Annotated in this window: 25 protein-coding genes; 6 read left to right on the top strand and 19 right to left on the bottom strand. The window is 61.5% G+C overall.

From position 1 onward, the window contains the following. Positions 1–15 precede the first annotated feature (15 nt). From DFO46_RS10585 to lptF, 4 genes are all read right to left on the bottom strand, one after another. Positions 16–966 carry a peptidylprolyl isomerase gene (locus DFO46_RS10585; RefSeq protein ID WP_120277245.1) on the bottom strand — a complete coding sequence of 317 codons (951 nt, stop codon included), beginning with the start codon at positions 964–966 and terminating at the stop codon, positions 16–18. A 128-nt stretch (positions 967–1,094) separates the two neighbouring features. Beyond that, entirely contained in the window at positions 1,095–3,332 is a 2,238-nt protein-coding gene (locus DFO46_RS10580) for an LPS-assembly protein LptD (protein ID WP_245408997.1), read from the bottom strand. 92 nt (positions 3,333–3,424) lie between these two features. Then, positions 3,425–4,507: an LPS export ABC transporter permease LptG gene (gene lptG / locus DFO46_RS10575; protein WP_110793492.1), complete on the bottom strand. Its 1,083-nt coding sequence runs from the start codon at positions 4,505–4,507 to the stop codon at positions 3,425–3,427. Then, positions 4,504–5,670: an LPS export ABC transporter permease LptF gene (gene lptF, locus DFO46_RS10570; RefSeq protein WP_120277244.1), complete on the bottom strand. Its 1,167-nt coding sequence runs from the start codon at positions 5,668–5,670 to the stop codon at positions 4,504–4,506. Before lptF ends, lptG begins: the two co-directional genes overlap by 4 nt. Before the next feature lie 316 nt (positions 5,671–5,986). Here lptF and DFO46_RS10565 point away from each other — a divergent pair, with 316 nt between their 5' ends. Next, positions 5,987–7,483 carry a leucyl aminopeptidase gene (locus tag DFO46_RS10565; protein WP_110793490.1) on the top strand — a complete coding sequence of 499 codons (1,497 nt, stop codon included), beginning with the start codon at positions 5,987–5,989 and terminating at the stop codon, positions 7,481–7,483. A gap of 20 nt (positions 7,484–7,503) precedes the next feature. Further along, entirely contained in the window at positions 7,504–7,953 is a 450-nt protein-coding gene (locus tag DFO46_RS10560) for a DNA polymerase III subunit chi (RefSeq protein ID WP_110793489.1), read from the top strand. Positions 7,954–7,989: 36 nt separating this feature from the next. Here DFO46_RS10560 and DFO46_RS10555 read toward each other — a convergent pair whose 3' ends face one another. The 6 genes from DFO46_RS10555 to DFO46_RS10530 form a co-directional block, all read right to left on the bottom strand. Beyond that, positions 7,990–10,053 (bottom strand): prolyl oligopeptidase family serine peptidase, encoded by a 2,064-nt coding sequence (locus DFO46_RS10555; protein ID WP_120277243.1) that lies wholly within the window; start codon positions 10,051–10,053, stop codon positions 7,990–7,992. 34 nt (positions 10,054–10,087) lie between these two features. Then, positions 10,088–10,477, bottom strand: a complete 390-nt coding sequence (locus DFO46_RS10550; RefSeq protein ID WP_120277242.1) for a type II toxin-antitoxin system VapC family toxin — start codon at positions 10,475–10,477, stop codon at positions 10,088–10,090. After that, positions 10,477–10,722 carry a type II toxin-antitoxin system VapB family antitoxin gene (locus DFO46_RS10545; RefSeq protein WP_120277241.1) on the bottom strand — a complete coding sequence of 82 codons (246 nt, stop codon included), beginning with the start codon at positions 10,720–10,722 and terminating at the stop codon, positions 10,477–10,479. Before DFO46_RS10545 ends, DFO46_RS10550 begins: the two co-directional genes overlap by 1 nt. A 67-nt stretch (positions 10,723–10,789) precedes the next feature. Next, positions 10,790–12,682 (bottom strand): ABC-F family ATP-binding cassette domain-containing protein, encoded by a 1,893-nt coding sequence (locus DFO46_RS10540; RefSeq protein ID WP_120277240.1) that lies wholly within the window; start codon positions 12,680–12,682, stop codon positions 10,790–10,792. A gap of 72 nt (positions 12,683–12,754) precedes the next feature. Beyond that, on the bottom strand, positions 12,755–13,813 hold the full coding sequence (locus DFO46_RS10535; RefSeq protein ID WP_120277239.1) for a diguanylate cyclase: 1,059 nt from the start codon (positions 13,811–13,813) through the stop codon (positions 12,755–12,757). Between the two features lie 120 nt (positions 13,814–13,933). Continuing rightward, entirely contained in the window at positions 13,934–14,440 is a 507-nt protein-coding gene (locus DFO46_RS10530; protein WP_120277238.1) for a DinB family protein, read from the bottom strand. Between the two features lie 153 nt (positions 14,441–14,593). Between DFO46_RS10530 and DFO46_RS10525 the strand changes: the two genes are divergently transcribed. Then, complete coding sequence (locus tag DFO46_RS10525; protein ID WP_120277237.1) at positions 14,594–15,277, top strand: glutathione S-transferase family protein; 684 nt, start codon at positions 14,594–14,596, stop codon at positions 15,275–15,277. A gap of 14 nt (positions 15,278–15,291) precedes the next feature. Here DFO46_RS10525 and DFO46_RS10520 read toward each other — a convergent pair whose 3' ends face one another. Together DFO46_RS10520 and DFO46_RS10515 are read right to left on the bottom strand one after the other, a co-directional pair. Further along, positions 15,292–15,840 (bottom strand): YbhB/YbcL family Raf kinase inhibitor-like protein, encoded by a 549-nt coding sequence (locus tag DFO46_RS10520; RefSeq protein ID WP_120277236.1) that lies wholly within the window; start codon positions 15,838–15,840, stop codon positions 15,292–15,294. Positions 15,841–15,883: 43 nt separating this feature from the next. Further along, a complete protein-coding gene (locus tag DFO46_RS10515; protein ID WP_183041871.1) occupies positions 15,884–16,750 on the bottom strand; it encodes a helix-turn-helix transcriptional regulator in 867 nt (288 codons plus the stop codon). Positions 16,751–16,901: 151 nt separating this feature from the next. Here DFO46_RS10515 and ndk point away from each other — a divergent pair, with 151 nt between their 5' ends. Both ndk and DFO46_RS10505 read left to right on the top strand, forming a co-directional pair. After that, positions 16,902–17,324 carry a nucleoside-diphosphate kinase gene (gene ndk, locus DFO46_RS10510; protein ID WP_120277234.1) on the top strand — a complete coding sequence of 141 codons (423 nt, stop codon included), beginning with the start codon at positions 16,902–16,904 and terminating at the stop codon, positions 17,322–17,324. Between the two features lie 175 nt (positions 17,325–17,499). Then, complete coding sequence (locus DFO46_RS10505; protein ID WP_120277233.1) at positions 17,500–17,994, top strand: RICIN domain-containing protein; 495 nt, start codon at positions 17,500–17,502, stop codon at positions 17,992–17,994. On the opposite strand, the gene DFO46_RS10500 is transcribed toward DFO46_RS10505, so the two are convergent. Further along, positions 17,987–18,529 carry a hypothetical protein gene (locus tag DFO46_RS10500; protein WP_348627731.1) on the bottom strand — a complete coding sequence of 181 codons (543 nt, stop codon included), beginning with the start codon at positions 18,527–18,529 and terminating at the stop codon, positions 17,987–17,989. The genes DFO46_RS10505 and DFO46_RS10500 overlap by 8 nt on opposite strands. After that, positions 18,526–19,077, bottom strand: coding sequence for a CGNR zinc finger domain-containing protein (locus DFO46_RS10495; protein ID WP_120277232.1), 552 nt, complete (start codon positions 19,075–19,077; stop codon positions 18,526–18,528). Before DFO46_RS10495 ends, DFO46_RS10500 begins: the two co-directional genes overlap by 4 nt. Before the next feature lie 58 nt (positions 19,078–19,135). On the opposite strand from DFO46_RS10495, the gene DFO46_RS10490 reads away from it, so the two are divergent. After that, the gene (locus DFO46_RS10490) at positions 19,136–20,032 is read left to right on the top strand and encodes a branched-chain amino acid ABC transporter permease (RefSeq protein ID WP_120277231.1); all 897 of its coding nucleotides are present in this window, start codon (positions 19,136–19,138) and stop codon (positions 20,030–20,032) included. On the opposite strand, the gene DFO46_RS10485 is transcribed toward DFO46_RS10490, so the two are convergent. The 5 genes from DFO46_RS10485 to DFO46_RS10465 form a co-directional block, all read right to left on the bottom strand. Next, positions 20,022–20,501, bottom strand: a complete 480-nt coding sequence (locus DFO46_RS10485) for a molybdenum cofactor biosynthesis protein MoaE (protein WP_120277230.1) — start codon at positions 20,499–20,501, stop codon at positions 20,022–20,024. The two genes, DFO46_RS10490 and DFO46_RS10485, sit on opposite strands and share 11 nt — an antisense overlap. Positions 20,502–20,538: 37 nt before the next feature. Further along, positions 20,539–20,793 carry a molybdopterin converting factor subunit 1 gene (gene moaD / locus DFO46_RS10480; RefSeq protein WP_110793475.1) on the bottom strand — a complete coding sequence of 85 codons (255 nt, stop codon included), beginning with the start codon at positions 20,791–20,793 and terminating at the stop codon, positions 20,539–20,541. A gap of 1 nt (position 20,794) precedes the next feature. Continuing rightward, positions 20,795–21,376 (bottom strand): CDP-diacylglycerol--glycerol-3-phosphate 3-phosphatidyltransferase, encoded by a 582-nt coding sequence (gene pgsA, locus DFO46_RS10475; protein ID WP_110793474.1) that lies wholly within the window; start codon positions 21,374–21,376, stop codon positions 20,795–20,797. A gap of 118 nt (positions 21,377–21,494) precedes the next feature. Then, positions 21,495–23,522 carry an excinuclease ABC subunit UvrC gene (uvrC, locus tag DFO46_RS10470; protein ID WP_120277229.1) on the bottom strand — a complete coding sequence of 676 codons (2,028 nt, stop codon included), beginning with the start codon at positions 23,520–23,522 and terminating at the stop codon, positions 21,495–21,497. After that, positions 23,519–24,277: an SDR family oxidoreductase gene (locus tag DFO46_RS10465; RefSeq protein ID WP_120277228.1), complete on the bottom strand. Its 759-nt coding sequence runs from the start codon at positions 24,275–24,277 to the stop codon at positions 23,519–23,521. The genes uvrC and DFO46_RS10465 overlap by 4 nt, the downstream gene beginning before the upstream one ends. Positions 24,278–24,489: the final 212 nt, after the last annotated feature.

Genomic DNA, 24,489 nt, shown 5'->3' with positions numbered 1-24,489 from the left:
CTCGGCCTTCCGCCGTCACTGCATTACGATCTGGGCCTTGGAGCGCAGTTCTTCCAGATACTTGGCGGAGTTCGGGTTTTCGCCTTCCTTCTTTTCCTTGCCGAGATCTTCGGCGCGGAACACGATTTCGGCTGCAACGTCATCCGACACCTGGCGCTGGTTGCAGATCGCCAGATATTCGACGCCACGGTCGGTCACGCGGGTCGCCGTCGTTCCGCCCTTCGCCTTCTCGATCAGGGGCTTCCATTCGGGCGGAAGCTCAGGCTCCATCACGCGGCCGAGATTGCGGACGGAAACGTCGAGATAGTTCTTGGCAAACTGCATCGCCTGATCGCAACCCGGGAAGGACGCACGGGACTTCTCGGCTTCTGCCTTGCGCTTGCCAACGATCCCCTTCTTCGAGGCGGGCACGACGAAGATCACCTGCTTCAGCATGTATTCGGTGGTCACCGGCTTTTGCTTGTTCTCGAGCAGACGTGTGACCAGTTCCTGGTTCGACAGCCTGCTGCTGGCACCGCCCGCATAACGGGCGTTGACGAGGCGAGGCCAGCTCATGGAAACGGCAATGAATGCCTTGAAATGCGCAGCGGTAACGCCGGCGCGATCAAGGATCGAGTTGAGCTGTTCGACCGACATCTTGTTGGATGCGGCAAAGCGGGCAAACGAAGCATCCACGTCGGCCGTGCTGACCGACATGCCGACGCGCGCGATTTCCTCACGCTTCAGGGCCTCTTCGATCAACTCTTCCTTGGCGAGCTTCTGCAGATTACCGCTCTTGCGCTGCAGGCGCAGGAAGGCCGCGCGACGAGACACGTCGCCGCTCGTGATCGCGGTCTTGTTGACCACCGCGACGACCGATGTCGCTGCGATCGCCTGGTCGCCGACGAACGGCGCCGGGGACACGCTCAGCGACAGCGCAATAACGCCGGCGAGCAGAAGCCTGATGCCGTTTTTCGCTGTAGCCATCTCATATCCTTTCTCCGGACAAACAAGGATTTGCCGGACGTTCTTCGTCATGCGGATCTTAAAACTGCCGCATGGTTTGTACAATCCATGCGGCAAAACAAAGGCTCAGAACGCGGCCTTCGACCTCACTAGAGCGAAACGTCGCTAAGCTTGACTTCACCCAGCGTACGGAACACCAGCCTGCCGCCGATGGTCCAGTCGTTCGCTGTCGAATCGTCGGGGTCCGTCTTGTCCGCATAATAGACGGAGAAGGTCGTGCATTCGTCAGCGTAAGAGACGCCGACGCTGCGCCGGTTGAACGCATTCGAGTCGATGTCGTAGTTGGCGGAGCCGAAGACAGACCACGACTCGTTCACCTTAACCGAGGCGTTGGCAGAAACCGTCTGGTTGTCTTCCTTGAAGCTGTACTCCGGGCGCGCGGCCACCTGCGAGAAGGTCACGCTCGTCGACAGCCGGTCGTTGGCATAGGTTGCGTTCACGTCCGTACGCCGCAGCTCAAGCGTCTTCTCGTCAAGTCGGACGCCCGTGCTCACCGAGAGGCCCATGGGCAATTCGATACCGGCCGAAGCAACGAAGTCCGATACGTCCGTTTCCAGGCCCGAATCGGAGCCTACCGCGAGCAGATCATCCGTCGCATAGGAGTTCAGGCCGGCGAGGTGATAGGACTGGCCCATGACGGCACGCAGTCCGATGCCATTGTCGAGGCTGCCGGTATACCGAAGGCCGACATTGGCGCGTGTGCCGCCCTCGACCCGGTCAAAGCCGGAGAACTTGTTGCGCGAGAACAGGTTGCTGGCATCGAAGACCAGGCTCTGCGAGTCTTCATTCGGAAGGGCGCCGGCCAGTTGCTCGTCATTGCGGGCATAGATCTGCGCAATCGGCTCGATGATATGGGTGCTATTGCCCATCGTGACCAGCCACGGATAACGCAGCTCCACCCCGGCCGTCACCATCAAGCGTGTCGGCGCATCTTCCGACGTGTAGCCGGCGTAGTCTGCCGGCTCGTCCATGGCGAGCCCGTAAGCGTCGCCACGTGCTGCCAGAAGCGGCGTGATCTGCAGACCGCCCGGCCCGTCGAATGTCCGTTCCCATTCGAGGTCGCCCGACAGGCGGTTCATATTGCCCTTCAGGCCGCGATACAGATCGTTGCCGGGCAGACCGTCGATGTTGGCAGCCTCTTCCGAGAAGCGGGACAGGGACGTGAAGTTCATCGTTCCCGACAATTGGCCACCCGCGACGAGTTCCGGCGCATAATAGCTGTAGTCGAGTGTCGGCAGGACGGTTGCCTGCTTCTTCTCCGCCGTATTGTTGATGTCGGCGTCCTGCACGTCGAAATAGTAGCCGCGCATGTCGAAGAAATTCCGGTCACCTTGGCCGGTCAGATAGACCGTATTGGTGTTGGTGGAGTTGTTGAGTCCCTGGACGGAATAGGTGCGCGCAAAATTGTTGTCCGATTGGAACATGACATCCCAACCGAAGCTCCAGCGTGGGTTGATCTTGAAATCACCCTTGGAGGCCACGAGGCCGCGCAAGTCGTGCGCTGCGTCGCTGGTATTGGCAGAAAAGCTCTCGCTGTCCATCTGGCTGATGCCGGCAATCCGCAGATTGGCTTGCCCCTTTTCGAAGCGCTGACGGATCTCGCCTTCGATGAGGACACCCTGCTTGGTAAAGCCGGTCGTCGTGATCGTCGCGTCGCGATCCGGAGCAATCGCGATATAGTAGGGGACCGAGATGCCGAAGCCGACATTTTCGCCAGAGCGGAATTCCGGGAACAAGAAGCCGGACTTGCGCTTGACGGTATTGTCAGGGACTTCGATGAACGGAAGCGTCGCAAGCGAATGGCCGAAGAGTTCGAAGCGGGCTCTTTCAAGCCGAACCGTATGCTTCTTCCCGTCCTGAATGACGCGTTCCGCCTTCACCTGCCAGATCGGCGGGCGAGTGGGGTTTTCGGCACAGGGCAGGCAGGCCGTGTAGACACCCTTGTGAAGGATCATCTGCGTGCCGCCGACGCGTTCCGCAGTCTCGGCAACCAGACGGGTGTTGTCGCTCGTTTCGACGCGCAGCGTGCGAAGGAAGCCGTCGGCGAAGTTGTCGGTGACGTCGAGGGATTCCGCGTAGACGCGGTTACCGGTCGGCTCCACCAGTTCGATGTTGCCGGCCGCCGTGACCCGTCCCGTCTTCTGGTCATAGACCACCTGACGAGCGACCATCTGGTAGCCGTTGTAATTGATCTGCACCGCACCGCTTGCCACGACGCGCTCGGCGTCACGGTCATAAAGCAGTTCATTGGCTGCGAGGAGGAGTTTCGCGTCTTCAGGCATTGCTGCGGAACCGGAGGCCGGTGCCGAGAGGCTTTGTGCATGCACGACAGGCGCGGGGAGCGACAAAGCGCACACAGCGACACCGGTCAGCAGGGCTACAGTGAGCCTCCTGATATTCGCGCGGTCTTTTACCGCCACTAACCATCCTCCTTATGAAGCAGAATCGTTGCCCCCAATGCCATCGCTACGACAACTGGTACCCAGGCCGCAACATACGGCGGCATGACGCCGCTGCTTCCAAATGCCCTGACGAGCACTGTCACAACATAAAGCACGAAGCCTGACAAGATTCCACCGAGAATCACCGATCTCGATTGGTTGATCCGGCTGAATTTGAGCGACACGGTTGCAGCAATCAACGTCATTGCAATCATGAGAAACGGCAATGACAGAAGCGAGTGAAACTGGGTTTCCAGGGCATGGGGGGAGATGCCAAACGACTTGGTGACCTCAATTTTTCTAAAAAGATCATAAAAAGCAACGCTATCCGGTTGGACGAGGCGCTGCTGCACAAATTCCGCATTCAGGTTCGTCGGAACCCGAGCCTCTGCCAGTCGCTTCTGGATCTCGCCGGGACGGGTCTCCGTCACGTCGGTAAGGATCCAGTAACCATCTTGCAACTTCGCTGTGCGGGAATCCTGCCGAAGGACGATCCGCCCGTCCTTGTCGAAGTGCAGAAGCACGGCATCGATCAGCAGCGTTCCGTCCTCAAGCACGGTCTGTGCACCGATTGCGACGTCGGAATTGCCGCTGCTCTGGCGAAGCCACGGAACCGGCTGAGGCTTGGCCTGTGCAGCCGACTCGCGCCAGTCGGATTGGATCTGCGTGCCCTGTCGCTGGCCCCAGGCTGCGAGCGGATTGATCACCAGCGTCGTGGCCAACCCGATGAGAGCGGCTCCGATCAGGAACGGCGCCATGAACTGCCAGACCGAGATCCCGGCCGCGCGGGCGACAACGAGCTCAGACTTCCGATTGAAGCTGATCAGGGTCGCCATCCCAACGAAGAGGCCGATAAACGGGACGGTCTGCTGCAGGATAAGCGGCAGGCGCAGCGCCGTAAGGTATAGCACGCCGGCGACCGAATAGCCCGGGAGGTTGTCGAACCGGCCGGACGTCTCGGTGAAGTCGATGAGGAATGTGATGCTGATGACGCCGAGGAAGAACCAAAGCGTCGTCATCATATAGCGGCGGAAGAAATAGAGGCCGAGGGTCCGGATCATGCCGCACTCCCCGCATCCTGGCCCAGGCGTCGGCGCGCCGATGCCACCGCCAGGCCAATCAGCCTGGAGGCGAAACGCGGCAGTTTCGGCCGTGTGTCGGTCATGAGGTAGATCAGGGAAAGGCCGCCAGCAAGGAGCGGAATGGCGTAGAGAAGAATGGCAAATCCGCCATCCTGCTCGGTGAGTGACGTTGCATAACTGTGCATCCAGAACACCGTCAGAGCCGCAATCAGCGCGGACACCATGGGATGCAGGTGTGCCTCGCGATGCGAGCGGGCATCGCCGCACAGCATCAGGGAAATCAGCGTGAACGCAATCGGGAAGAGGGCGGAGCTGATGCGGCGATGCAGTTCCGCAACGTAGTCGCCGGGATTGCGCTGGTATGACGGGTCCATCGGGTCGGGATCGAACAGCTCCGTAAGCGACTTGTCTTTTGCCCCCAGTCGCGTCTGGCCGCGTTCCTGGGACAGATCGGAGAGGTCGAAGGCATAACGATCGAAGCGGATCACGGTCACGTCGCCCGTTGGTGCTTTCCGCTGCACTTCGCCGTCCTGCATGATCAAGGTCTTCCCGCTCTCGTCAACGGCACCTTCCCGGGCGTAGTAGATCATCTGCGAGGCCGGGTCGCGGGAATCGGCGATCAGCAGGCCCTTGAGGCCACGCCCGGCCTGCCGTTGTGAAACCTGGACATACAGGCCTTCCTCGATCTTGCGGAAGGTCTTCTCTTCGATGACGGAAGACAGGAGATCGGCATAAGCCGTCGAAATCATCGTGCGCACATTCACCCGCATCGCCGGCTCGACAAAGCTGACCATCACCAGCGAGAACAGGCTCAGTGCGACACCGAGCAGCACGAGCGGTCGCCGGATCGTCGAACGCGATGCGCCGGCGGCGTCGACCACGGCCAGTTCGGAATCATTGTTCATCGTGGTCAGCGTCTGCGTAATGCCGATGACGAGGGCAAAGGGCAGGACCGTGGAGATGAGCGTCGGCAGGATCATCGTCGCCAGCTTCATGAAGGAGCCGACCGACTGCCCGCTGTCCGTCACGAGATTGATACGCTGCAATACCTGGGTGGTCCAGATGATCGCCAGCACCGGCAAAAGGGCCGTGAGGAACATCAGGACGACGCGTCGCAGGATATATTGTTCGAGTATCTTCATGCGGTTCCCTGACGCCCCTGCGAAAAAGCACGAAGGGCCGATGTCGAGCCTTCTCTACGATGCTTGCGGCGATTTGGCGACCGATGTGGCAAATTTTCCCCGGCTTCATGTTCCGCTTTTTTGCCCGACCGCGACAAAACGGACACGCTTCGCCAGATGGGCGGCATACGCGGCCGGGAGATGGGATGAACGAGGGCCAGGACGGCGACGCATTCGGGGGACTGCGTCAACAAAGACGCGCCCGCGTCTTGCCATCGCGAGCGAAAAGACCATGATCGGCGCACCATTTGATCAAAGACGCCAGGATTTAAATTTCATGTCGACCAAACTCGCCATCTCTTTCGCCAAGTCGCATGCCGTGACTTCGGGCCTTGCCATCGTTTTGAAGACAACCGAGGCGGAAACGCCTTCGGGACTGGCCGAGGCGGATCCGGCTGGCGTCTACGCGCGGGCGGCCAAAGTGGCCAAGTTTTCCGGCAAATCGTCCTCGGTGCTCGACATCGTCGCGCCGCATGGTTCCGAAGCAGACCGCTTGGTGGTGCTGGGTCTCGGCAAGGCGGAGCAACTGACGGCGCATGACTGGCTGAAAGCCGGCGGCAGCGCGACGGCCAACCTGAAGGGCGCTGAATCGGCGACCGTATTCCTGGACGTGCCCAATCTTGACGTCTCGCCCAAAGCCGCTGCCGACTTTGCGCTGGGCATGCTGCTGCGCGCCTACAAGTTCGATGCCTACAAGACGAAGAAGAAGGGCGACGACGACGAAGCGAAGGCCGACAAGACAGTGAAGGTCACCATCGTCACCGCTGACGCATCCGGCGCCAAGAAGGCCTTCGCCGAGGCCCGCGCCATCGCCGACGGTGTCGTGCTTGCGCGCGATCTCGTCAACGAACCGGCCAATGTGCTAGGCCCGCTCGAATTCGCAGCCAAGGCCAAGGAGCTGGAAGACCTCGGTGTCGAGATCGAGATCCTGACCGAAAAGGACATGAAGAAGCTCGGAATGGGCGCTCTCCTGGGGGTTGCCCAGGGTTCGGTGCGTCCGCCCCGTCTCGTGGTCATGCAGTGGAAAGGCGGCAAGGCCAAGGACAAGCCGATCGCCTTTATCGGCAAGGGCGTCGTCTTCGATACCGGCGGTATCTCGATCAAGCCCGCCGGTGGCATGGAGGAGATGAAGGGCGACATGGGCGGGGCCGCCGCCGTGACAGGGCTCATGCATGTGCTCGCCGCCCGCAAGGCCAAAGCCAATGTCGTCGGCATCATCGGCCTCGTGGAAAACATGCCTGATGGCAATGCCCAGCGCCCCGGCGACATCGTCACCTCCATGTCCGGTCAGACGATCGAGGTCATCAACACCGATGCCGAAGGCCGCCTGGTGCTCTGCGATGCGCTTTGGTATTGCAACGAGCGCTTTGAACCCGCCTTTATGATCAATCTCGCGACCCTGACCGGCGCCATTCTCGTTGCGCTCGGCAACCTGCATGCCGGCCTGTTCTCCAACGACGATGCGTTGTCAGAGAAGCTGCTGGCCGCAGGCCTCAGCACCAATGAGCGCCTGTGGCGCATGCCGCTCGGCAAGGACTACGACAAGATGATCGATTCGAAGTTCGCCGACATGAAGAACACCGGCGGTCGGCATGCGGGATCGATCACGGCGGCCCAGTTCCTCAAGCGCTTCGTCAAGGATACGCCTTGGGCGCATCTCGACATCGCTGGTACAGCCATGGGCTCGCCGAGCGACGAGATCAACCAGTCCTGGGGCTCCGGATACGGCGTGCGCCTGCTCGATGAACTGGTCCGGGCGAACTACGAAGCCTGACCGGGGCCAAGGAAACACGTGTGGCAGAAGTCCTTTTCTACCATCTGACCGAATCGAAACTGGAAGACGCGCTCCCACCGCTCCTCGAAAAGAGCGTGGAGCGCGGCTGGACAGTTGCGGTTCAGACCCGTGATCCCGAGCGGCGCGATGCCCTCGATGCGCATTTATGGGTTTACCGGGACGACAGTTTCTTGCCGCATGGAACGGATGAGGGAGCAACGCCTGCGCGCCAGCCCGTGCTTTTGACCGTGCGGCCGGACAACTTGAACGAGGCCAGCGTGCGTTTCCTGGTCGACGGCGCTGAGCCGCCTGAGACGCTTGACTATGACCGCGTGGTCTTCGTTTTCGATGGTTACGACGCGACCCAGCTGGAGGCCGCCCGCGGGCAGTGGAAGAAGCTGAAGGCTGAAGGCCACAGTCTGACATACTGGCAGCAGACGCCGGAAGGGCGCTGGGAAAAGAAGGCCTGAGCCAGACGCCGTCTCCTTCGGCGTCCCACCCGGCTGTCAGCCTTTCATGATTGTCTGGCGCAAGAAGCTGTAGCCGAGGGCGGTGCGGCGCGCCATTTCGCCCGAATTCCCAGCTCCGCCGTGACCTCCGGAGCCGAATTCGTGGAACAGCGGCGTGTGGCCGGCCTCTTCCAGCCTCAGGGCAAACCGTCGTGCATGGGATGGATGAACCCGGTCGTCATTGGTCGAGCTTTCGATATAGACCGGCGGATACGTCTTGTCGGAAGACTGTGCGATCTGGTGCAGCGGCGAATAGCTGAGGAGATAGGCGCGGTCGGCCTCATCGTCCGGATTGCCATATTCGTCCATCCAGGCCCGCCCGGCCGGGAAGAGGTGGAAGCGGGTCATGTCGAGTACGGGCACGCGGCACCAGACGGCGCCGAAATCATCCGGATAGCGCGTCAGCATCACGCCGGTCAGCAGGCCGCCATTGCTGGCGCCCGTGCAGGCGATGCGCGATGGCTTCGAGTAGCCACGCGTAACCAGATCGCGGGCGATCGCGACGAAATCCTCGTAAGCCTTGTGGCGCCCGTGACGCTTGACGGGGCTATGCCATTGCGGCCCGAGCTCCGCGCCGCCGCGGATATAGGCCTGAACATAGGCACCGCCCTGTTCGACAAAGCGGCCTGTGGTGCCGGAGTAATGCGGCGCGAGCGATGCGGCAAAGCCGCCATAGCCATAGATCAGAACCGGCAATTCACCCATCCTCCACGCCTTCGGCAGCACCAGATGGTAAGGCACCTTGGTGCCATCTGCCGATGTCGCTTCCAGAAGTTGGCTCGTCATGCTGTCCGCATCGAAGTAAGCCGGTGACGTTTCCTGCGGCTTGAGTGCCAGCCTATGGGTGACTGGCCGACGATACTCGTCGGAAAGGGAGAGCGTGTATCGGGTGGGCGGCACCAGAAAGCCGGAGCCGATGACCGACAGCGTGTCGTCGCCCAGATGCAGGTCGGCATAAAGCGGCGTGAAGTAAAGCGCTTCGATGCCGTCGGGCAGCACGATCCGCTGCGGTTCCGCATCTTCGCGTGTGAGATCCAGCGCATAAAGGGATGGGGAAAGGTTTTCGTCGACGGAATAGACCGCCCAGTGGCGCAGCAGGGTGAAGTGATGGACGGCACGTCCCGGTGCCGGCTCGACCAGAATGCGGCGCCGAGATGCCAGCGGCTCTTCGCCGAACGGTGTCAACGCCTGCAGGACGAGACTGCCGCTCGGCACCTGCTCATCGTTCTTGGCAAGCCAGAGGACGTGGCTGTGGTTGATATCGAAGCCGATTTCCTGGGGCAGCGGCAGGCGGCGGGAAACGCCCTTGGCATCTTCCACATGGAGGCTGAGCTTGCCGATCTCATGGTTCGCCATGAATACGCGGATCTGCTGTGTGTCCGGCCCGTCGTGGCCGCCGAGCTTGGGATCAATGACGAAGCCATAGGCTGTGACGTCGCTCGGGGCAGCTTCAAAGAGGATCTCGGCCTCTGCCGGGGACTGGTCGCGCCGCAGCCGCCGTCCAACCCTTGGCCAACCGGACTCGGTGGCGGAAAACGCATCGATCGAGCCGAAATATGCGATTTCATCACCGCTCAGCCACGTAGCCTGCGCCCGGACAGCCGGCGTATCGAAGCCGCCGTCGACAACCTGTTTGGTTTCAAGATCGAACTCCAGGAAACGTGTGAGGTCCGAGCCGCCGTCGGAAAGGCGAAACAAGACGCGTGTCGGTTCGAAGGGGCAGGTGACACAGCCGCCGAAGATCCAGCGTTTGCCCTCCCGCGCGCAGAACGCGTCGACATCGAACACCGTTTCCCAGGGGGCATCGGCAGAGGGCGCAAGTTCCGCCGGAAGCCGGCGCAGCACGCCGAGCGGGTTGTCGCGCGAGCGGTTGAAATCAAAGAGCCAGCCGCCGCGCCGGGCGGGAACGATGAGCCTGTCCTGTCGCTCCATCATCGCCTGAAGTGCGGCCGCATCGGCCCCCATCTCCGGCGTCGTCAACGCCTCTTCTGAGCGGGTGTTCCGGGCGGCGACGAAGGCCAGTGTCTGCGGATCACCGTCTTTTTCGAGAAAGAGATCCATGACACTGCTCCTCTGTATCTGTCGTGTGGTTATGTCAGGCGAGATCGGTGCGACGGAAGTCTTCGCCCACATAGAGGAGGGCAGCACCCGATGCCTTGGCGCCTGCATAGGAAAAACAGTCGCCGAAATTGAGGCGGGCCGGATGGCGTCCCTTGCCGTAACGGGAGAACGCATCAAGGGCAGCAAGCGCCGTGTCGCGGGTGGCTGGCAGGATTTCGGCGTTCAGTTCGGTGAGAAAATCAAGGACCAGCTTTGTCGCGTCATCGACTTCAATCCGGCGCTTGCCGGCCAAGACCGTTGTCGCCTCGAACACGACCGTAGGAGAGACGAAAAACTGGGAGCCAGTCGCCAAGGCGGCCGAGATCCGCTCGTATTCCGGTCCCTCCAGAAAATATTCGATGATCGCCGAGGTATCGAGAAACATCAGATGTCGCCCCACATCTCGTCGAGAAATGCCTTCTCATCGAAATTGGGATCGACGGTGCCCATACCCTGATAGCGCTTTTTGATCGTCTCCAGCCGCTCGGCAAGCGGCGGGCGCTGTTCGTCCTCCTGCACCACGCGTTCCAGCGCCTGGCGGATGGCATCCGTCTTGGTCGGGGCTTTCAGGATCTTCTGCGCCTGCTCGGCGAGCTGGTTCACTTTTTCATCGCGCACGTAAAGCGGCATGGCGTCACCTCTGAATATACGCCATCAAGATAATGTATATTCAGGGTTACAACAAGGAAGGAGCCGATCAGCCGGCCATGCCCTCTTCATATTCGGCGGAAAGCTCCAGCCATTGCTCTTCGGCATCCGAAAGCTTTGCCGCCGCTTCGCCACGCTGCTTGGCTTTCTCCGCTGCCTTGGCGGGTGCTTTCTCATAGAGAGCGGGGTCGGCCAGCTCCTTGTCCAGCGTCTGAATCAAAGTCTCCAGCTTCTTCGTCAAAGCCTCGACTTCGTTGATCTTTTTCTTCAGCGGCGCAAGGCTCGCCCGTCGGTCGGCGGCAGCCTTGCGCTGTTCCGCCTTGTTGACCTGGTCGCCGGTTGAAATGTCCGCCTTGTCCTTCTCTGCGGGCTTCTTGCCCGAGGCGATAATCAGGCCGCGATACTCCTCCATGTCGCCGTCGAAACTGGTCACGGTACCGTTGTTGACCAGCCACAGCCGGTCAACAGTCGCATCGATCAGGTGGCGATCGTGGCTGATCAGGATGACGGCACCTTCATAGTCGTTCAGCGCCTCGATCAGCGCCTTGCGGCTGTCGATGTCGAGGTGGTTGGTCGGCTCGTCGAGGATCAACAGGTTCGGCGCGTGGAAGGCGGCAAGGCCCATCAGAAGGCGCGCCTTTTCGCCACCGGAGAGATCCTTGGCGGCCGTGTCCATCTTCTCGGTGGCAAGCCCCATCTGCGCGACGCGCGCGCGCACCTTGGCTTCCGGCTCGAGCGGCATCAGCCGGCGCACATGCGCGACGGGGCTTTCGTTTGGAATGAGGTCGTCCAGCTGGTGCTGGGCGAAGAAGCCGATTTTCAGGCTCGATGCCGTCTTCAACTGACCGCCCTGGGCTTCCAGCCGGCCGGAGATGAACTTGGCGAAGGTCGACTTGCCGTTGCCGTTCGAGCCGAGCAGCGCGATGCGGTCATCATTGTCGATCCGAAGGTTCAGGTTTTTCAGGATCGGCCTGCCCGGTTCATATCCGACCACGCCACCGGAAATGGCGACGATCGGCGATGCCGGCTGTTTCTCCGGCTTCGGGAAGGTGATCGGGTGGACATGATCCTCGATCACGGCCGCCACCGTGCCCATGCGCTCAAGTGCCTTGATGCGGCTCTGCGCCTGCTTGGCCTTGGTCGCCTTGGCGCGGAAACGATCGATGAAGCTCTGCAAATGTTTGCGCGCGGCGTCGTTTTTCGCCTTGGCCTTCATCTGCAATTCGTCGTTTTCGGCCTTCTGCCGCTCGAAGCTGTCATAGCCGCCGCGATAGAAGGTCAGCTTCTTCTGGTCGAGATGGATGATCGAGTTGACGGCCGTGTTGAGAAGGTCGCGGTCGTGGCTGATGATGATGACCGTATGCGGATAACGCCGCACATAGTCTTCGAGCCAAAGCGTGCCTTCGAGGTCGAGATAGTTGGTCGGCTCGTCGAGCAGCAAAAGGTCCGGCTCGGCAAAAAGCACGGCCGCCAGCGCCACGCGCATGCGCCAGCCGCCGGAGAAAGATGATGCCGGGCGCAGCTGTGCCTCATGGTCGAAGCCGAGACCGGACAGGATCGTCGCGGCGCGGGCTTCCGCCGAATGCGCACCGATATCGGCAAGCCGGGTCTGGATTTCGGCGATCCGGTGCGGATCGGTCGCTGTCTCCGCTTCGAGCAGAAGGGCAGCACGTTCCTTGTCGGCAGACAGCACGATCGAGATCAGCGACTCTTCCGTGCCAGGCGCTTCCTGCGCCACCTGACCGATCTTGGCATTCTTCGGGATCGAGATATTGCCGGTTTCGGCCGAGAGGTCGCCCGTGATGATCCGGAACAGGGTCGACTTGCCGGCGCCGTTCTTGCCAACGAGGCCGGCTTTGGTGCCGGCCGGCAATGCGACGGTTGCGTGGTCGATGAGAAGCCTGCCGGCGATCCGGGCGGAAATGTCGTTGATCGTGATCATGTCTGGCTTTTGGCCGATCTGCCGGTCAAAGGCAAGCTGTCCGCGCGGTCGTTTTCCGGCTCGGCAAGGGGCTCAGGCGACCTGACGTTGCCCCGGCTTGTGCCCGATGATCGGCTGGCGCGGATTGAGGCGGGCGAGCTGAGTGGCGGTCTTGGCGAGCGAAAGCCAGTGCAGCGCATCGGTCGCCTCCTGGCCCATGACATGGCCGAGCGCCAGCGGCAATCCGCCGACCTCATGACCGGAATCGCTGGCGAAGATCAGATTGTTCTCCGCCGTGATGAAGAGCCGTTCGGCGATGATATGCGCCGCATTCGCGTCGATGTCGTCGAAGATGAAGGCAAAGGTGTCGGCTTCGATCCGGGCGATATAATCGTGTTTCTTGATTGCCTTACGGAAGATGCCCGCCAATCCCTTGATCAGTTTGGCCGTCGCCTCGTCTCCATACTGCTGGTGCAGGTGCGGAAGGTCGCAGATCTCGATCAGCACCAGGGCGCTCGTATGCGCGGCGGTGGTGCTCGCATGGGCCTCCTCCAGTTTTTGCAGAAATGCCGCCCGGTTCGGCAGCCCGGTCAACCGGTCGCGCAGTGTCATGATCTTGGCAGCCTGCATGGCACGGTCGGCCGTTTCCAGCGTTTGCAAGCCCTGAGTGACCTCATGCGCCAACAGCGTTTCCGCCTGGACCATTTCCCGCGCGATGGAGGCCAGAAGATCGAGTTCGCCAAGAAGTTGGTCTATCCCCACATCGGCGTCCGCGCGGACCGAGGCTGCTGCCGTTTCGACGGAGCGGGCAAAACTGCGCTTTTGGCTGAGCCCCAGCGCCAGTTTTTCCCTGATCGAAGAAAGCGCTGTCAGCGCCTCCGTCTGCAGCCTCTCGGCCGTCGCGCCGCAATGGCCGGGCAGCCTGTGTTTCAGCCCGAGCTGGTCGAGCGCTTGCTGGCTGGGGCGGGCACCGAGTGCGGCGAGTTCATGGGTGAGATCCGGATGGCCACCGCTCAGTGCTTCACAGACCAGTTCGAAATTGCGGGGCAGGGGAGCTATCTGATGCCGCGTCATCACGGCCGTGATCTTCTGCAGGGCATCCGTGCCCGGCTTCTCTGCACGATGCGACCCGCCCGTGATGTTGTCCTGCATGGGAGCCCCTCTTGCCCGTCCTGGTTCCGATGTTCAGGCGAAAAGGTCGGACAGAACCTTTGGCAAAAGGTTTATGCGCCCGCAGGAGCAACAAATGCGGTTAATCGATCGTGTCCGTCGTCACATCCAGGCCCGCCCTTGCGAGCGCAGGAAATAGATGAGGTCGATGGCAAGCGATGGCTTGCCCATCCCGGTCAATCCCGCGTGAACCTGTCCACGGTGATGGGTCTGGTGGTTGAACATATGGACGAGGGCGGGCGAGAGCCGATGCTGGATCAGACCCTGTGCCGAAAGCGGCGAATAGGAGATCTGGGCGTCCAGCTGCTCCGCCGTCAGGTTTTCCACATAGGTGATGATCCGTTCATCCTCGTTTCTGCGGGCCTCCTGCAACTCAACGAAGGTGGTGCACGGGTGCTCGTTGAGGGCGGACGGCCGGGGGCCTTCGCCGGTGAACCGGTTCAGCCAGACACGATCTGCGGTCAGCAGGTGGCTGAGCGTGCCGAAGATCGATCCAAAGAAGGCACCGGTATCGCGATGCAACTCGTCGTCGGACAGTTCTGCTGCGGCGTCATAGACGAGCGCGTTTGCCCATCGGTTGTAAGCCGCCATCATCTTCAGGCTGTCCATATTGCGCTCCTCTTCCGTGTCTCGCACATCGCGCGTTTTGCGTGATGTTATCAGCGCCGCGTGTAAAGGGGGCTGATGGATCCCATGAAATTTCCTGATTTGCTTCGTGGGCCCAATTGGTCTCCTCTGAAGCGAATTCAAACGAGGTCCTTCATGTCCCTGACGCTTTATTCCCTCTGCGGAACCGATCCCAACCGCCCCTTTTCCCCGCATTGCTGGAAGATCGTGATGGCGTTGCATCACAAGGGGCTGTCCTTCGAGGAGAGGCCGCTTCCCTTCACCGAGATCCCGAAGGCGGAGCAAGGGTTTTCGAAGACGGTACCGATCCTGCGGGACGGAGATCAGTTGATTTCCGACAGTTTCAAGATCGCGCTCTATCTGGAGGACGCCTATCCCGACCATCCAAGCCTGTTCGGTGGCGAGGGCGGCAAGGCCGCCGCTCGCCTGGTCGAAGGCTATTCGCAAACGATGGTTCACCCGGCCATTACCCGAATTGCCGTCTACGATATCCACCAGATGCTCGGCCCGGTCGACCAGGACTACTTCCGCACCACGCGCGAGGTGTATCTTGGCAAATCGCTGGAGGCGATGCATGCCGAACGGGAGGCGGCCATCGCTGCCCTTCCGGCACAGCTCAAGCCGCTCCGCCATATGCTCGGCTTCCAGCCCTTCATCGGTGGCCAGTCGCCGCTTTTTGCCGATTATATCCTTTTCGGCGCGCTGCAATGGCTGCGTATAACCACCGGCTCCATCCATCTCCCGGATGGCGATCCGGTTCTCGGCTGGTTCGAGCGCTGCCTGGAACTCCATGACGGTGCCGGTCGACTGGTCGCTTGATCAAAACGGAATCCCTAGCGACCGTAGCGCACCGAGATCGAGGCCTTGGCCAGAGCATGGGCATTGGTCATGAAACCGATCAACGCCCCGCTGGCTGACGAATCGAGATCGAGTTTGTCCGTGTCGAGCGCTGTCACGGTGAACACGTAGCTGTGGGTCTGCCCTTCGGGCGGGCAGGCGCCGAGGAAGCCCGGATAGCCGGTATCGGCGCGGCTCTGGACGGCACTTCCGGGCGCGCCGCTCTCAGGCGAAATGCCGGCCGGCAGCGCGGTGACATCTGCGGGAATATTGAACATCACCCAATGCCAGAAGCCGGAGCCTGTCGGGGCATCGGGATCGTAGAGCGAGACGGCAAAGCTCTTGGTTCCCTCCGGCACGTTGCTCCATTGGAGCGCGGGCGAGATGTTCTGGCCGCTACAGCCGAAGCTGTTGGCGACCTGTGCCTCGGCAAGCGTCCCGCCATCGCGGATGTCGGGACTGGACAGGCTGAACTCGGCCGCCTGCGCCTGGCTGGCGAGAATGGTCAGGGTCAGAAGGGCGGTTGTGAATGCAGGTCTGGTCATGATGGGCTCCTTCGATGTCTGGAGACCCAATCTAGCCGCTTCGCTATTCGGCTGCGGCTCCGATCCGATCAAGCTCGGCCCCGGTTCGTGCAATCTCCGCTGCCGGAATGCGGATGTCGCGGGGCGCCATGCCAAAACGTTCGCGAAAGCGGGCCGCGAATTTTGAGGCCGATTCGTAGCCCACTTCCAGCGCCACCTGGTTGATCGGCAACTCGGTTGCCTGGAGCAGGCCGACGGCACGCGTCATGCGGATATCGACAAGGATATCTGTGAGGCTTGTGCCTGATGATGCGAGTTTGCGGCGCAGCGTCGCCTCGCTGACGCCGAGCGCCGAGGTCACGCGGTTTGCCGTCCATTCCGCCGCGACATCGCTGCCAACAAGCGCACGGATCCGGTCCTGCAGGCTTTCACCTTCGCCGGGGCGCAGGTTCATGCCCAGCGCATCCAGCCGCACGATGATCTCGCCGAGAAGATGGCGTCGGATCGTGTCGGGCTGGTCAGCCTCCGTCAACGCGCGGCCAGCCCGTTCGAGGGCGCCCTCGAAGTCGGCATCCGGCCGAAAGGTCGCGGCTTCGCGCAGAGGCGCACGGTTAGAATCGGCATAAGCCGCAACGAGTTCGGGCGAGAACACGAACGCGTCGGCCTGGTAGTCGCCACCCGCTGCAATCTCGTTGACGACAGTCCATTCTCCATTCATCGGCAGAACGATGGCAGCTCCCGGGCCTTCCTCCAAGTCGATCCGGTCGGAGGAAATACGCTTGCACCCCCGCCGCACGACGATCAGCCCCGGCTGGTCGGCGCGCAGGCGTCGGAAGGTGCCGGAGGTCGCCTGCATGATGAAGCAATGGGCGCCGATGGCCGGCACGATATGCGTGAAACGCGCGATCCGACCCGATATTCTCTCGATCACTGCGAAATCCCCTTGCGCGTCTATGCGTCCTGCCATTCGCTGCCGACAATTATGACGTCGGCGTGAAATTCGTCCATCCCTCTTGTCTTCGTGATTCGGGCCTTGTAGATACCGCCCACTTTCCCTTCAGACACCAACAAGGATGAGACAGATGGCGATTGAACGCACCTTCTCGATGATCAAGCCGGACGCAACCAAGCGCAACCTCACGGGCGCCATCACCAAGATGCTGGAAGACGCAGGCCTGCGCGTCGTCGCCTCCAAGCGCGTCTGGATGAGCAAGCGCGAAGCTGAAGGCTTCTACGCCGTTCACAAGGAACGCCCCTTCTTCGGCGAACTGGTTGACGGCATGACCTCCGGCCCGACCGTCGTTCAGGTTCTCGAAGGCGAAAACGCCATCCTGAAGAACCGCGAAATCATGGGCGCCACCAACCCGGCCAACGCCGACGAAGGCACCATCCGCAAGACCCACGCTCTCTCCATCGGCGAGAACTCGGTTCACGGTTCGGACGCTCCGGAAACCGCTGCCCAGGAAATCAAGTACTGGTTCTCGGACACCGAAATCGTCGGCTGAATCAGGCTTTGAGGTTTTGGCCTCAGCCCATTGATGCGATTCATGAAACCGGGACGGAAACGTCCCGGTTTTTTCGTGCCCGCAATAGGCAAATGCCTGCAGACTTTGGTCAGGCATCGACCATCCGGTCTCGCTAGAGTGATGCCTCCATCGCTCATGACCGAGGTTCTCTGCCGTGCTTTCCATTCGCGCCTTTTGCCTTCTCGTTTCGCTCGCGTTTTCAACGGCACCCGGCATTGCCCTGGCCGATGCGATCGGCCTTGCCACCGTGTTCACCGGGCAGGGGCAGCGGCTGGAGATCGTCAATGGCGGGCCATTCCAGGACCTGGCCATCATGGTCGACACAAACGAGGAATCGACGGGCCAACGCTGGCAGGTCATGTCCGAGGGCCAATGGGTGCGCATCCGCAACGAAGCCATGGACAACACGATGTGCCTTGATGTCGTCAATGGCGGCAGTCCGGCCTACATGGTTCAGATGCGCCCATGCGGAAACTATTCCGGGCAGCTCTGGCAGATCTCCACTTCGGGTGAGCATATGCGTTTCACCACCCAGTTCCTCGGCAACCGCTACTGCCTCGATATCGTCAATGGTGGCATGCTGGACCGTTACGCGCAGATGCGGCCCTGCGAAAACGTCTCCGGTCAGCTCTGGACGCTCGTCAATTGACCACAGCCTGGCCTGGCGGTGTCGCCGGACAGTCGCCCTCCTGGGCATAGTCCCGTGTGCCATCGGCGTGAAAGACGTCCGGATTGGGCGTATAGATCGGCCCGACCACCAGCGGTTTTCCCGGCATGATCGTCTGATCGCGCGTCGAGGTCAGCGTCGTGTCGATCGCCTGGAGGAGACGGCCGTCCTTGTCGACCACCTGGATCGAGATCGCGTAAGGCTTGCCCTTGACGATGCAATGGACCGGCGGACTTTCGAGAGCCACCTTCTGCCAGAACGGAAAGATCTTTGTGCGCGTCTCGATCGGTTCGCCGCCGGCCGGGTTTTCGAACTTTGTCACGGCAAAACTCTCGTCCGGCAGCGGGCCGTTGCGGGCAAGGGTGATCACATAGGTTGCCTGCGCCACGCGGTAGTTGAAAATGAAGACCTTTCCGCTGATTTTCAGGGGCTCCTTCACGTCCTCGCGCTGGCAGGCCGGGAGGATCGACATGGCAACTGAGGCTGCGAGGCTCAGCAGTTTGCGTCGTGCCATCATGGCAACGTCTCCGTCTTCTTGCGTTTGTAGTGGCGGCTGGCTTTGACCCGGTTTCCGCAGACCGTCATATCGCACCAGGTTCGACTGCGGTTCTTGCTGCGATCGAGAAACAGCCAGCCGCAATTCCCGCAGATTTTCATGCGTTCGGGGTCGGGTTCGCAGACCAGCCGCAAGGCCGAGCGGGCCGTTGCCTGGTCAAGGCATCGCGCATCGGGTGCCGTCCTCAGCGTCATGGCGATCCGTTCCAGTAGGTCGGCGAGAGCCAGCCTGTCCTCGCTTCCCAGCGCCCGGCCACGAAAATAGCGATCGATCGCCTCGCGCAATTCGAGGAACTGCTCGCGTCGGTCGTCGGGAACGCGTTGCAAATCCGCAAAATCCTCCCGCTCAGCCGACAGGCGCGCCGCAGCCTCCGGGAAGGCCTGCAACTGTTCCTCCACCGCGAAACGATCGCGTCGCGCCTCGCCGTCGTGCCGAAGGATGACGCTGTTGGCGACGTCAAGCGCCAGCGCGCCGCCGACGAAACGATGGGGTGTCCAGGAAAAGGTCATAACACGAATATAACTGGTAAAGTGGTTTTTACCAGTTATAAATGTACGGGGAGGAGCGATGGCCTATTTGCTGCAACAGCTTCTGAACGCGGTGCCGGTGGCGAGCCTCTATGCCTGCCTCGCCTTCGGCTATGCGATTGCCTTCGGTGTCACCCGTCGGCCCGATATCTCTTTCGGCGCGCTGGTTGCGCTCGCCGGCCAGATCTGCCTGCTGTTTGTCGACTATGGCTGGGGGCGTCTCTACCTCATCCTGCCGGCCGCTCTTCTGCTCGGCGTGCTTGCCGGCTTCGTCTATGCGCTGATGGTCGGTTGGACGAGCGCCCGTTACGTCATGCTGCCGCTGCACCGGCGTTCGGCCAACAGCGTCATCGTCGCCTCGCTCGGTCTGGTGATTCTGATCTCGGAAGGCGCACGGCTGGCACTCGATACCCGCAGCCTCTGGCTGCCGCCGCTCTGGCAGGGGCAGATCGTTTTGGCTGAGATGGACGGCTTCACTATCGGCTTTTCCGCGATCCAACTCATCCATTCGGCGCTGTTGGTCGCGCTGGTGCTGGCCGGCCAGCTCATCCTAACACGAAGTCGCGCCGGCCGCCTCTGGCAGTCCGTCTGCCAGGATGCCTTCGCTGCCCGGCTTTTGGGAGTGGACGCCGATCGCGTCTTCGTGGTGTCGCTCCTGGCTTCGGCCACGCTCGCGGCCCTTGCTGGCCTCTCGGCAACGCTTCTCTACGGCACCATGGATTTCGGCATGGGCCTGATGCTCGGGTTCAAGGTCGTGCTGATCGCCGCAGCGGGCGGCTATTTCCGACCCGTGCATTCCGCCATTGGCGCTGCCGGAATTGGCTTCGCCGAAACGCTGTGCAGCGCCTATGGCCCGATGATCTGGCGTGATGCGGTGATCATGGCCGCACTCGTCTTCCTGCTGGTGCTCAGCCGGCGCGAGCGGATCATTCCCTGATCGGGTTCTGCCAGCGCGCCTGCGCGGCATCGTCCGCATCCTTCGCCGCCACCCAGTCCCCGGCCTGACCGTCCTTGCCGTGCTCCTTCTTCCAGAAGGGGGCGGAGGTCTTCAGAAAATCCATGACGAAATTCGCCCCGTCGAAAGCCGCCTGGCGATGCGCAGCAGCGGCGACGACAAGCACGATCTGCCCGCCGGCGTCGATCCGTCCGTGACGATGGATTGCCGTGAGGCCGAGCAGCGCAAATCGCTCGATCGCAAGCGACGCGATCCGCGTCATCTCCGCCTCGGCCATTCCGGGGTAATGTTCGAGCTCGAGGGCCGCGAGCGTGCCGGCCTCATCACGGCACAGGCCGACGAACGACACAACCGCGCCGATATCGGCACGACCGGCCGTGATCAGGGCGCTTTCCGCAGCAGGATCGAAATCCGCACGCTGGACCCGGATCGTCGGGGTAGGGATCTTCATCGTCGGCATCCTCCAGCCGGCAGAGGGCGAGGTAGCGTCAGCCGCCGGTCATCGGCGGAAAGATGCCGATCTCGCGGGCGCCGGCGATCGATTCGTCATGCTCCACATGCTCCTGGTTCACCGCGACGCGGATCGCCTTGGGAAAGCGCAGGGCCTCGGCATACTCGTCGCCAAGGGTGGCGAGGTGGGCCACCAGATCGCCCGCCGTCTTCACCGTCGCCGGCAGGTCGAGGTCTTCCTCACCCTTGCCGATCCGCTCCCGGACCCAGGCGAAATAGACGAGCGTGACCATCTCAGTCCACCATGTGCTTGGCGCCGGCGCGGAAGTAGTCATAGCCGGTATAGATGGTCAGGATCGCGGCGATCCAAAGCAGGGTGATGCCCATTTCAGTCGTGTAAGGCAGCACCTTGTCGCCGGCCGGGCCGGCCAGCAGGAAGGCGAGCGCAAACATCTGCGCCGTCGTCTTCCACTTGGCGATCCGTGTCACCGGTACGCTGACCTTCAGGGCCGCAAGATATTCGCGAAGACCGGAAACCAGGATTTCGCGGCAGAGTATCGTGATCGCCGCCCACAGCGACCAGCCCGCGATCGTGCCGTCGGCTGCCATCAGAAGCAGCACCGAGGCGATCAGCAGCTTGTCGGCGATCGGGTCGAGCATTTTGCCGATGTTCGAGGTCTGGTTCCAGATGCGCGCCAGATAGCCGTCGAGATAGTCGGTGATCGAGGCGACGATGAAGATCGCGAGGGCCGCCCAGCGGGCGAAGTCGGAGCTTTGCAGCCGCCCTTCGATGAAGAAGAAGAGGACGATCAGCGGCACGGCCAGAATACGGGCGTAGGTCAGGAGATTGGGAATGTTGTATGCGCGCGAAGCCATGATGCCCTGTCTTTGGATGGAATTGCGTCGACAGTTGAGGGGTTTCAACGGGAGCCGTCAACTCAAGATTTCTGAACGTCTTTTATCATGAACGCGCCCCAGGGCACGTCGTTTCCACTCAATCCCCGCTGCTTTCGTGAAAATGATTGTAGACCAGCCGCGCCACCGTCTCGGAAATGCCCTCGACCGCCATCAGGTCGCTGATCGCGGCACGCGATACCGCCTTGGCGGTGCCGAAATGCTGAAGCAGCGCCCGCTTGCGGGTCGGACCGATGCCACCGATCTCGTCCAGCGGGTTCTTGACCATTTCCTTCTTGCGCCGCGCCCGGTGCGAGCCGATGGCAAAGCGGTGGGCTTCGTCGCGCATGCGCTGGATGAAGTAGAGCACAGGATCGCGCGGCGGCAGTGTGAAGTCCGGCTTGTCCTTGACGAAGAAGCGTTCGCGCCCCGCATCGCGGTCGACACCCTTGGCAACGCCGATGGCAATGACGCTCTCGGTAATGTCGAGATCCTCAAGAATCTTGCGCACCGCCGTCATCTGCCCCTGGCCGCCGTCGATCAGGATCACATCCGGCCAGGCGGGGAAGGGGGTGTCTCCGCTCTCTTCGGAGGACACGCTCCGGTCAGGTTTTCCCTCTTCCTTGAGCAGGCGGGAGAAGCGGCGGGTCATCACTTCGCGCATCATGCCAAAATCGTCGCCGGGGGTGATATCGGTCGATTTGATGTTGAACTTGCGATACTGGCCCTTCACGAAGCCTTCCGGCCCAGCCACCACCATGCCGCCCACGGCATTGGTGCCCATGATGTGGGAGTTGTCGTAGATCTCGATGCGGCGCGGCACGTAAGGCAGCTGGAAGGTCTCGGCGAGACCGGCGAGCAGCCGCGATTGAGACGCAGTCTCCGCCAGTTTGCGGCCATGCGCCTCGCGCGCATTGGCGCTCACATGGTCGAGCAGGTCCTTCTTCTCGCCCCGCTGCGGGATAGAGATCGCCACCTTGTGGCCTGCCCGCTCGGACAGGGCGGCCGCGAGCAGGTCCTGTTCCTCGATCGTCTCCGACAGGAGCACGAGACGCGGACAGGGCCGATCGTCATAGAACTGTGCCAGGAAGGAATTGAGCACTTCGGCGCTGGTGAGTTGCGGGTCGGCTTTGGGGAAATAGGCCTGGTTGCCCCAGTTCTGCCCGGCGCGGAAGAAGAACACCTGGATACAGGACAGCCCGCCTTCGTGATGAATGGCGAAGATGTCGGCCTCTTCCACGCCCGCCGGGTTGATGCCTTGGTGGCTCTGCACATGCGACAGGCCTGCGAGGCGATCGCGAAACACGGCGGCGCGCTCGAAGTCGAGATCTTCGGCCGCTTCGTTCATCGCCCGCGCGATTGATTCCTTGACGTTCTGGCTGCGCCCGGAGAGGAAATCCTTGGCCTCGCGCACGAGTTCGGCATAGCCCGTATCACTGATCTCATGGGTACACGGCCCCGAACAGCGCTTGATTTGATAAAGCAGGCAGGGCCGCGTGCGGCTTTCGAACACGCTGTCGGTGCAGGTGCGCAGAAGAAAGGCCCGCTGCAGCGAATTGATCGTCCGCCCGACGGCGCTTGCCGAAGCAAAGGGGCCGAAATAGTCGCCCTTGCGGGCCCGCGCGCCGCGATGTTTGTAGAGCGCCGGTGCCCGGCTGTCGCCGGTGATGAGAATATAGGGGAAGCTCTTGTCGTCGCGCAGCAACACGTTGAAGCGTGGCCGCAAGCGCTTGATAAGGTTGGCTTCGAGCAGAAGCGCCTCGACCTCGGTGCGGGTCGTGACGAACTCCATATGCACGGTTTCACGCACCATGCGGGTCAGCCGGTTGGAATGCAGGCGGCCTTGCGCATAATTGCTGACGCGCTTCTTCAGACTGCGCGCCTTGCCGACATACATGACCTCCCCGTCCTTGTTCAGCATGCGGTAGACGCCGGGAGAATTGGGCAGGCGCTTGACGAATTCGCCGATCAGATCGGCGCCGGTCAGCCCCGTCTCGTCCAGCCCGTCGACATGCCAGTCGATCTCGATCCCGGCGCGCGCAGGTTCCGCTTCGACAACGATGTCCTCGTCGTCGTCTTCCGTTCCGTCATAGAGAACGCCGCCGTCCGGCAGCTTTCCTCCATTCATTCATTGATCTCCGTGCCGTGCCAAATCAGATGTTGGCCTCCATCCAGGGCGATCATTTGGCCGGTGATCGATGGCGTGTCAAAAAGAAAGCGGATGGTGCGGCCGAATTCCTCAAGCGAAGGGCCTTTCCTCAGCGGCAGGCTATCCACCTGCGCCTGAAAATCCTCCGGCTTCTGCCGCTCCGAGATCAGGGTGGGGCCAGGGCCTATGGCGTTGACACGGACCCTCGGGGCAAAGGCCTGCGCCAGGGTCTGCGTCGCCGTCCAGAGCGTCGCCTTCGACAGCGTATAAGAGAAGAAGGTGGGCTTCAGCGCCAACACCCGCTGGTCGATGATATTGACGACGAGCCCGCTCAGGTGCTCGGGCAGCGCCTTGACCATGGCGCCGCTCAGGATGGCCGGTGCGCGGACATGGATATCGAAATGCATGTCAAAGATCTGGGCGTCGAAGTCGGTGGCGCTGTCATCCTCGAAGACGGACGCGTTGTTGACGAGAACCCCGACTGGCCCAAATTCGGCTTCCGCCCGGCTGATCAGGCTGCCGATCTCGGAAATGTTACCGAGATCGGCTTTTAGCGCGATCGCCTGTTTTCCTTCGGCGCGAAGGGATGCGGCCACGGCCTCCGCTTCGGCCAGCGAACCGTTGGCATGCAAAGCGACGGCAAAGCCGTGGGCCGCCAAGTCTTCCGCAATCGCCCGGCCAAGTCGTTTGGCCGATCCGGTCACGAGAGCAGTCTTCGGGATGCCCGTTTGCATGGGTCTAACCTTGTTCGTTCAGGAGTTCGCGCTGCATATATGGCGTCATTGCGATATTTAAACCGTCCAACGCGGATTCATTGCGGTTAGTATTCTGGCGTCGATTTCAGTAAAGTTTCGATGTGAATTTAGTTATACTATGCCGTATGCGTAAACTATTTGTTAGGGTTAACGAAACGTTTGTGTCATTCAAGCAACATCCTATTTATGCC

Source organism: Rhizobium sp. AG855, from assembly GCF_003610655.1.
Lineage (GTDB): Bacteria > Pseudomonadota > Alphaproteobacteria > Rhizobiales > Rhizobiaceae > Allorhizobium > Allorhizobium wuzhouense.
The sequence above is the reverse complement of the archived record's forward strand: the minus strand, read 5'-3'. Positions and strand labels throughout refer to the sequence as shown.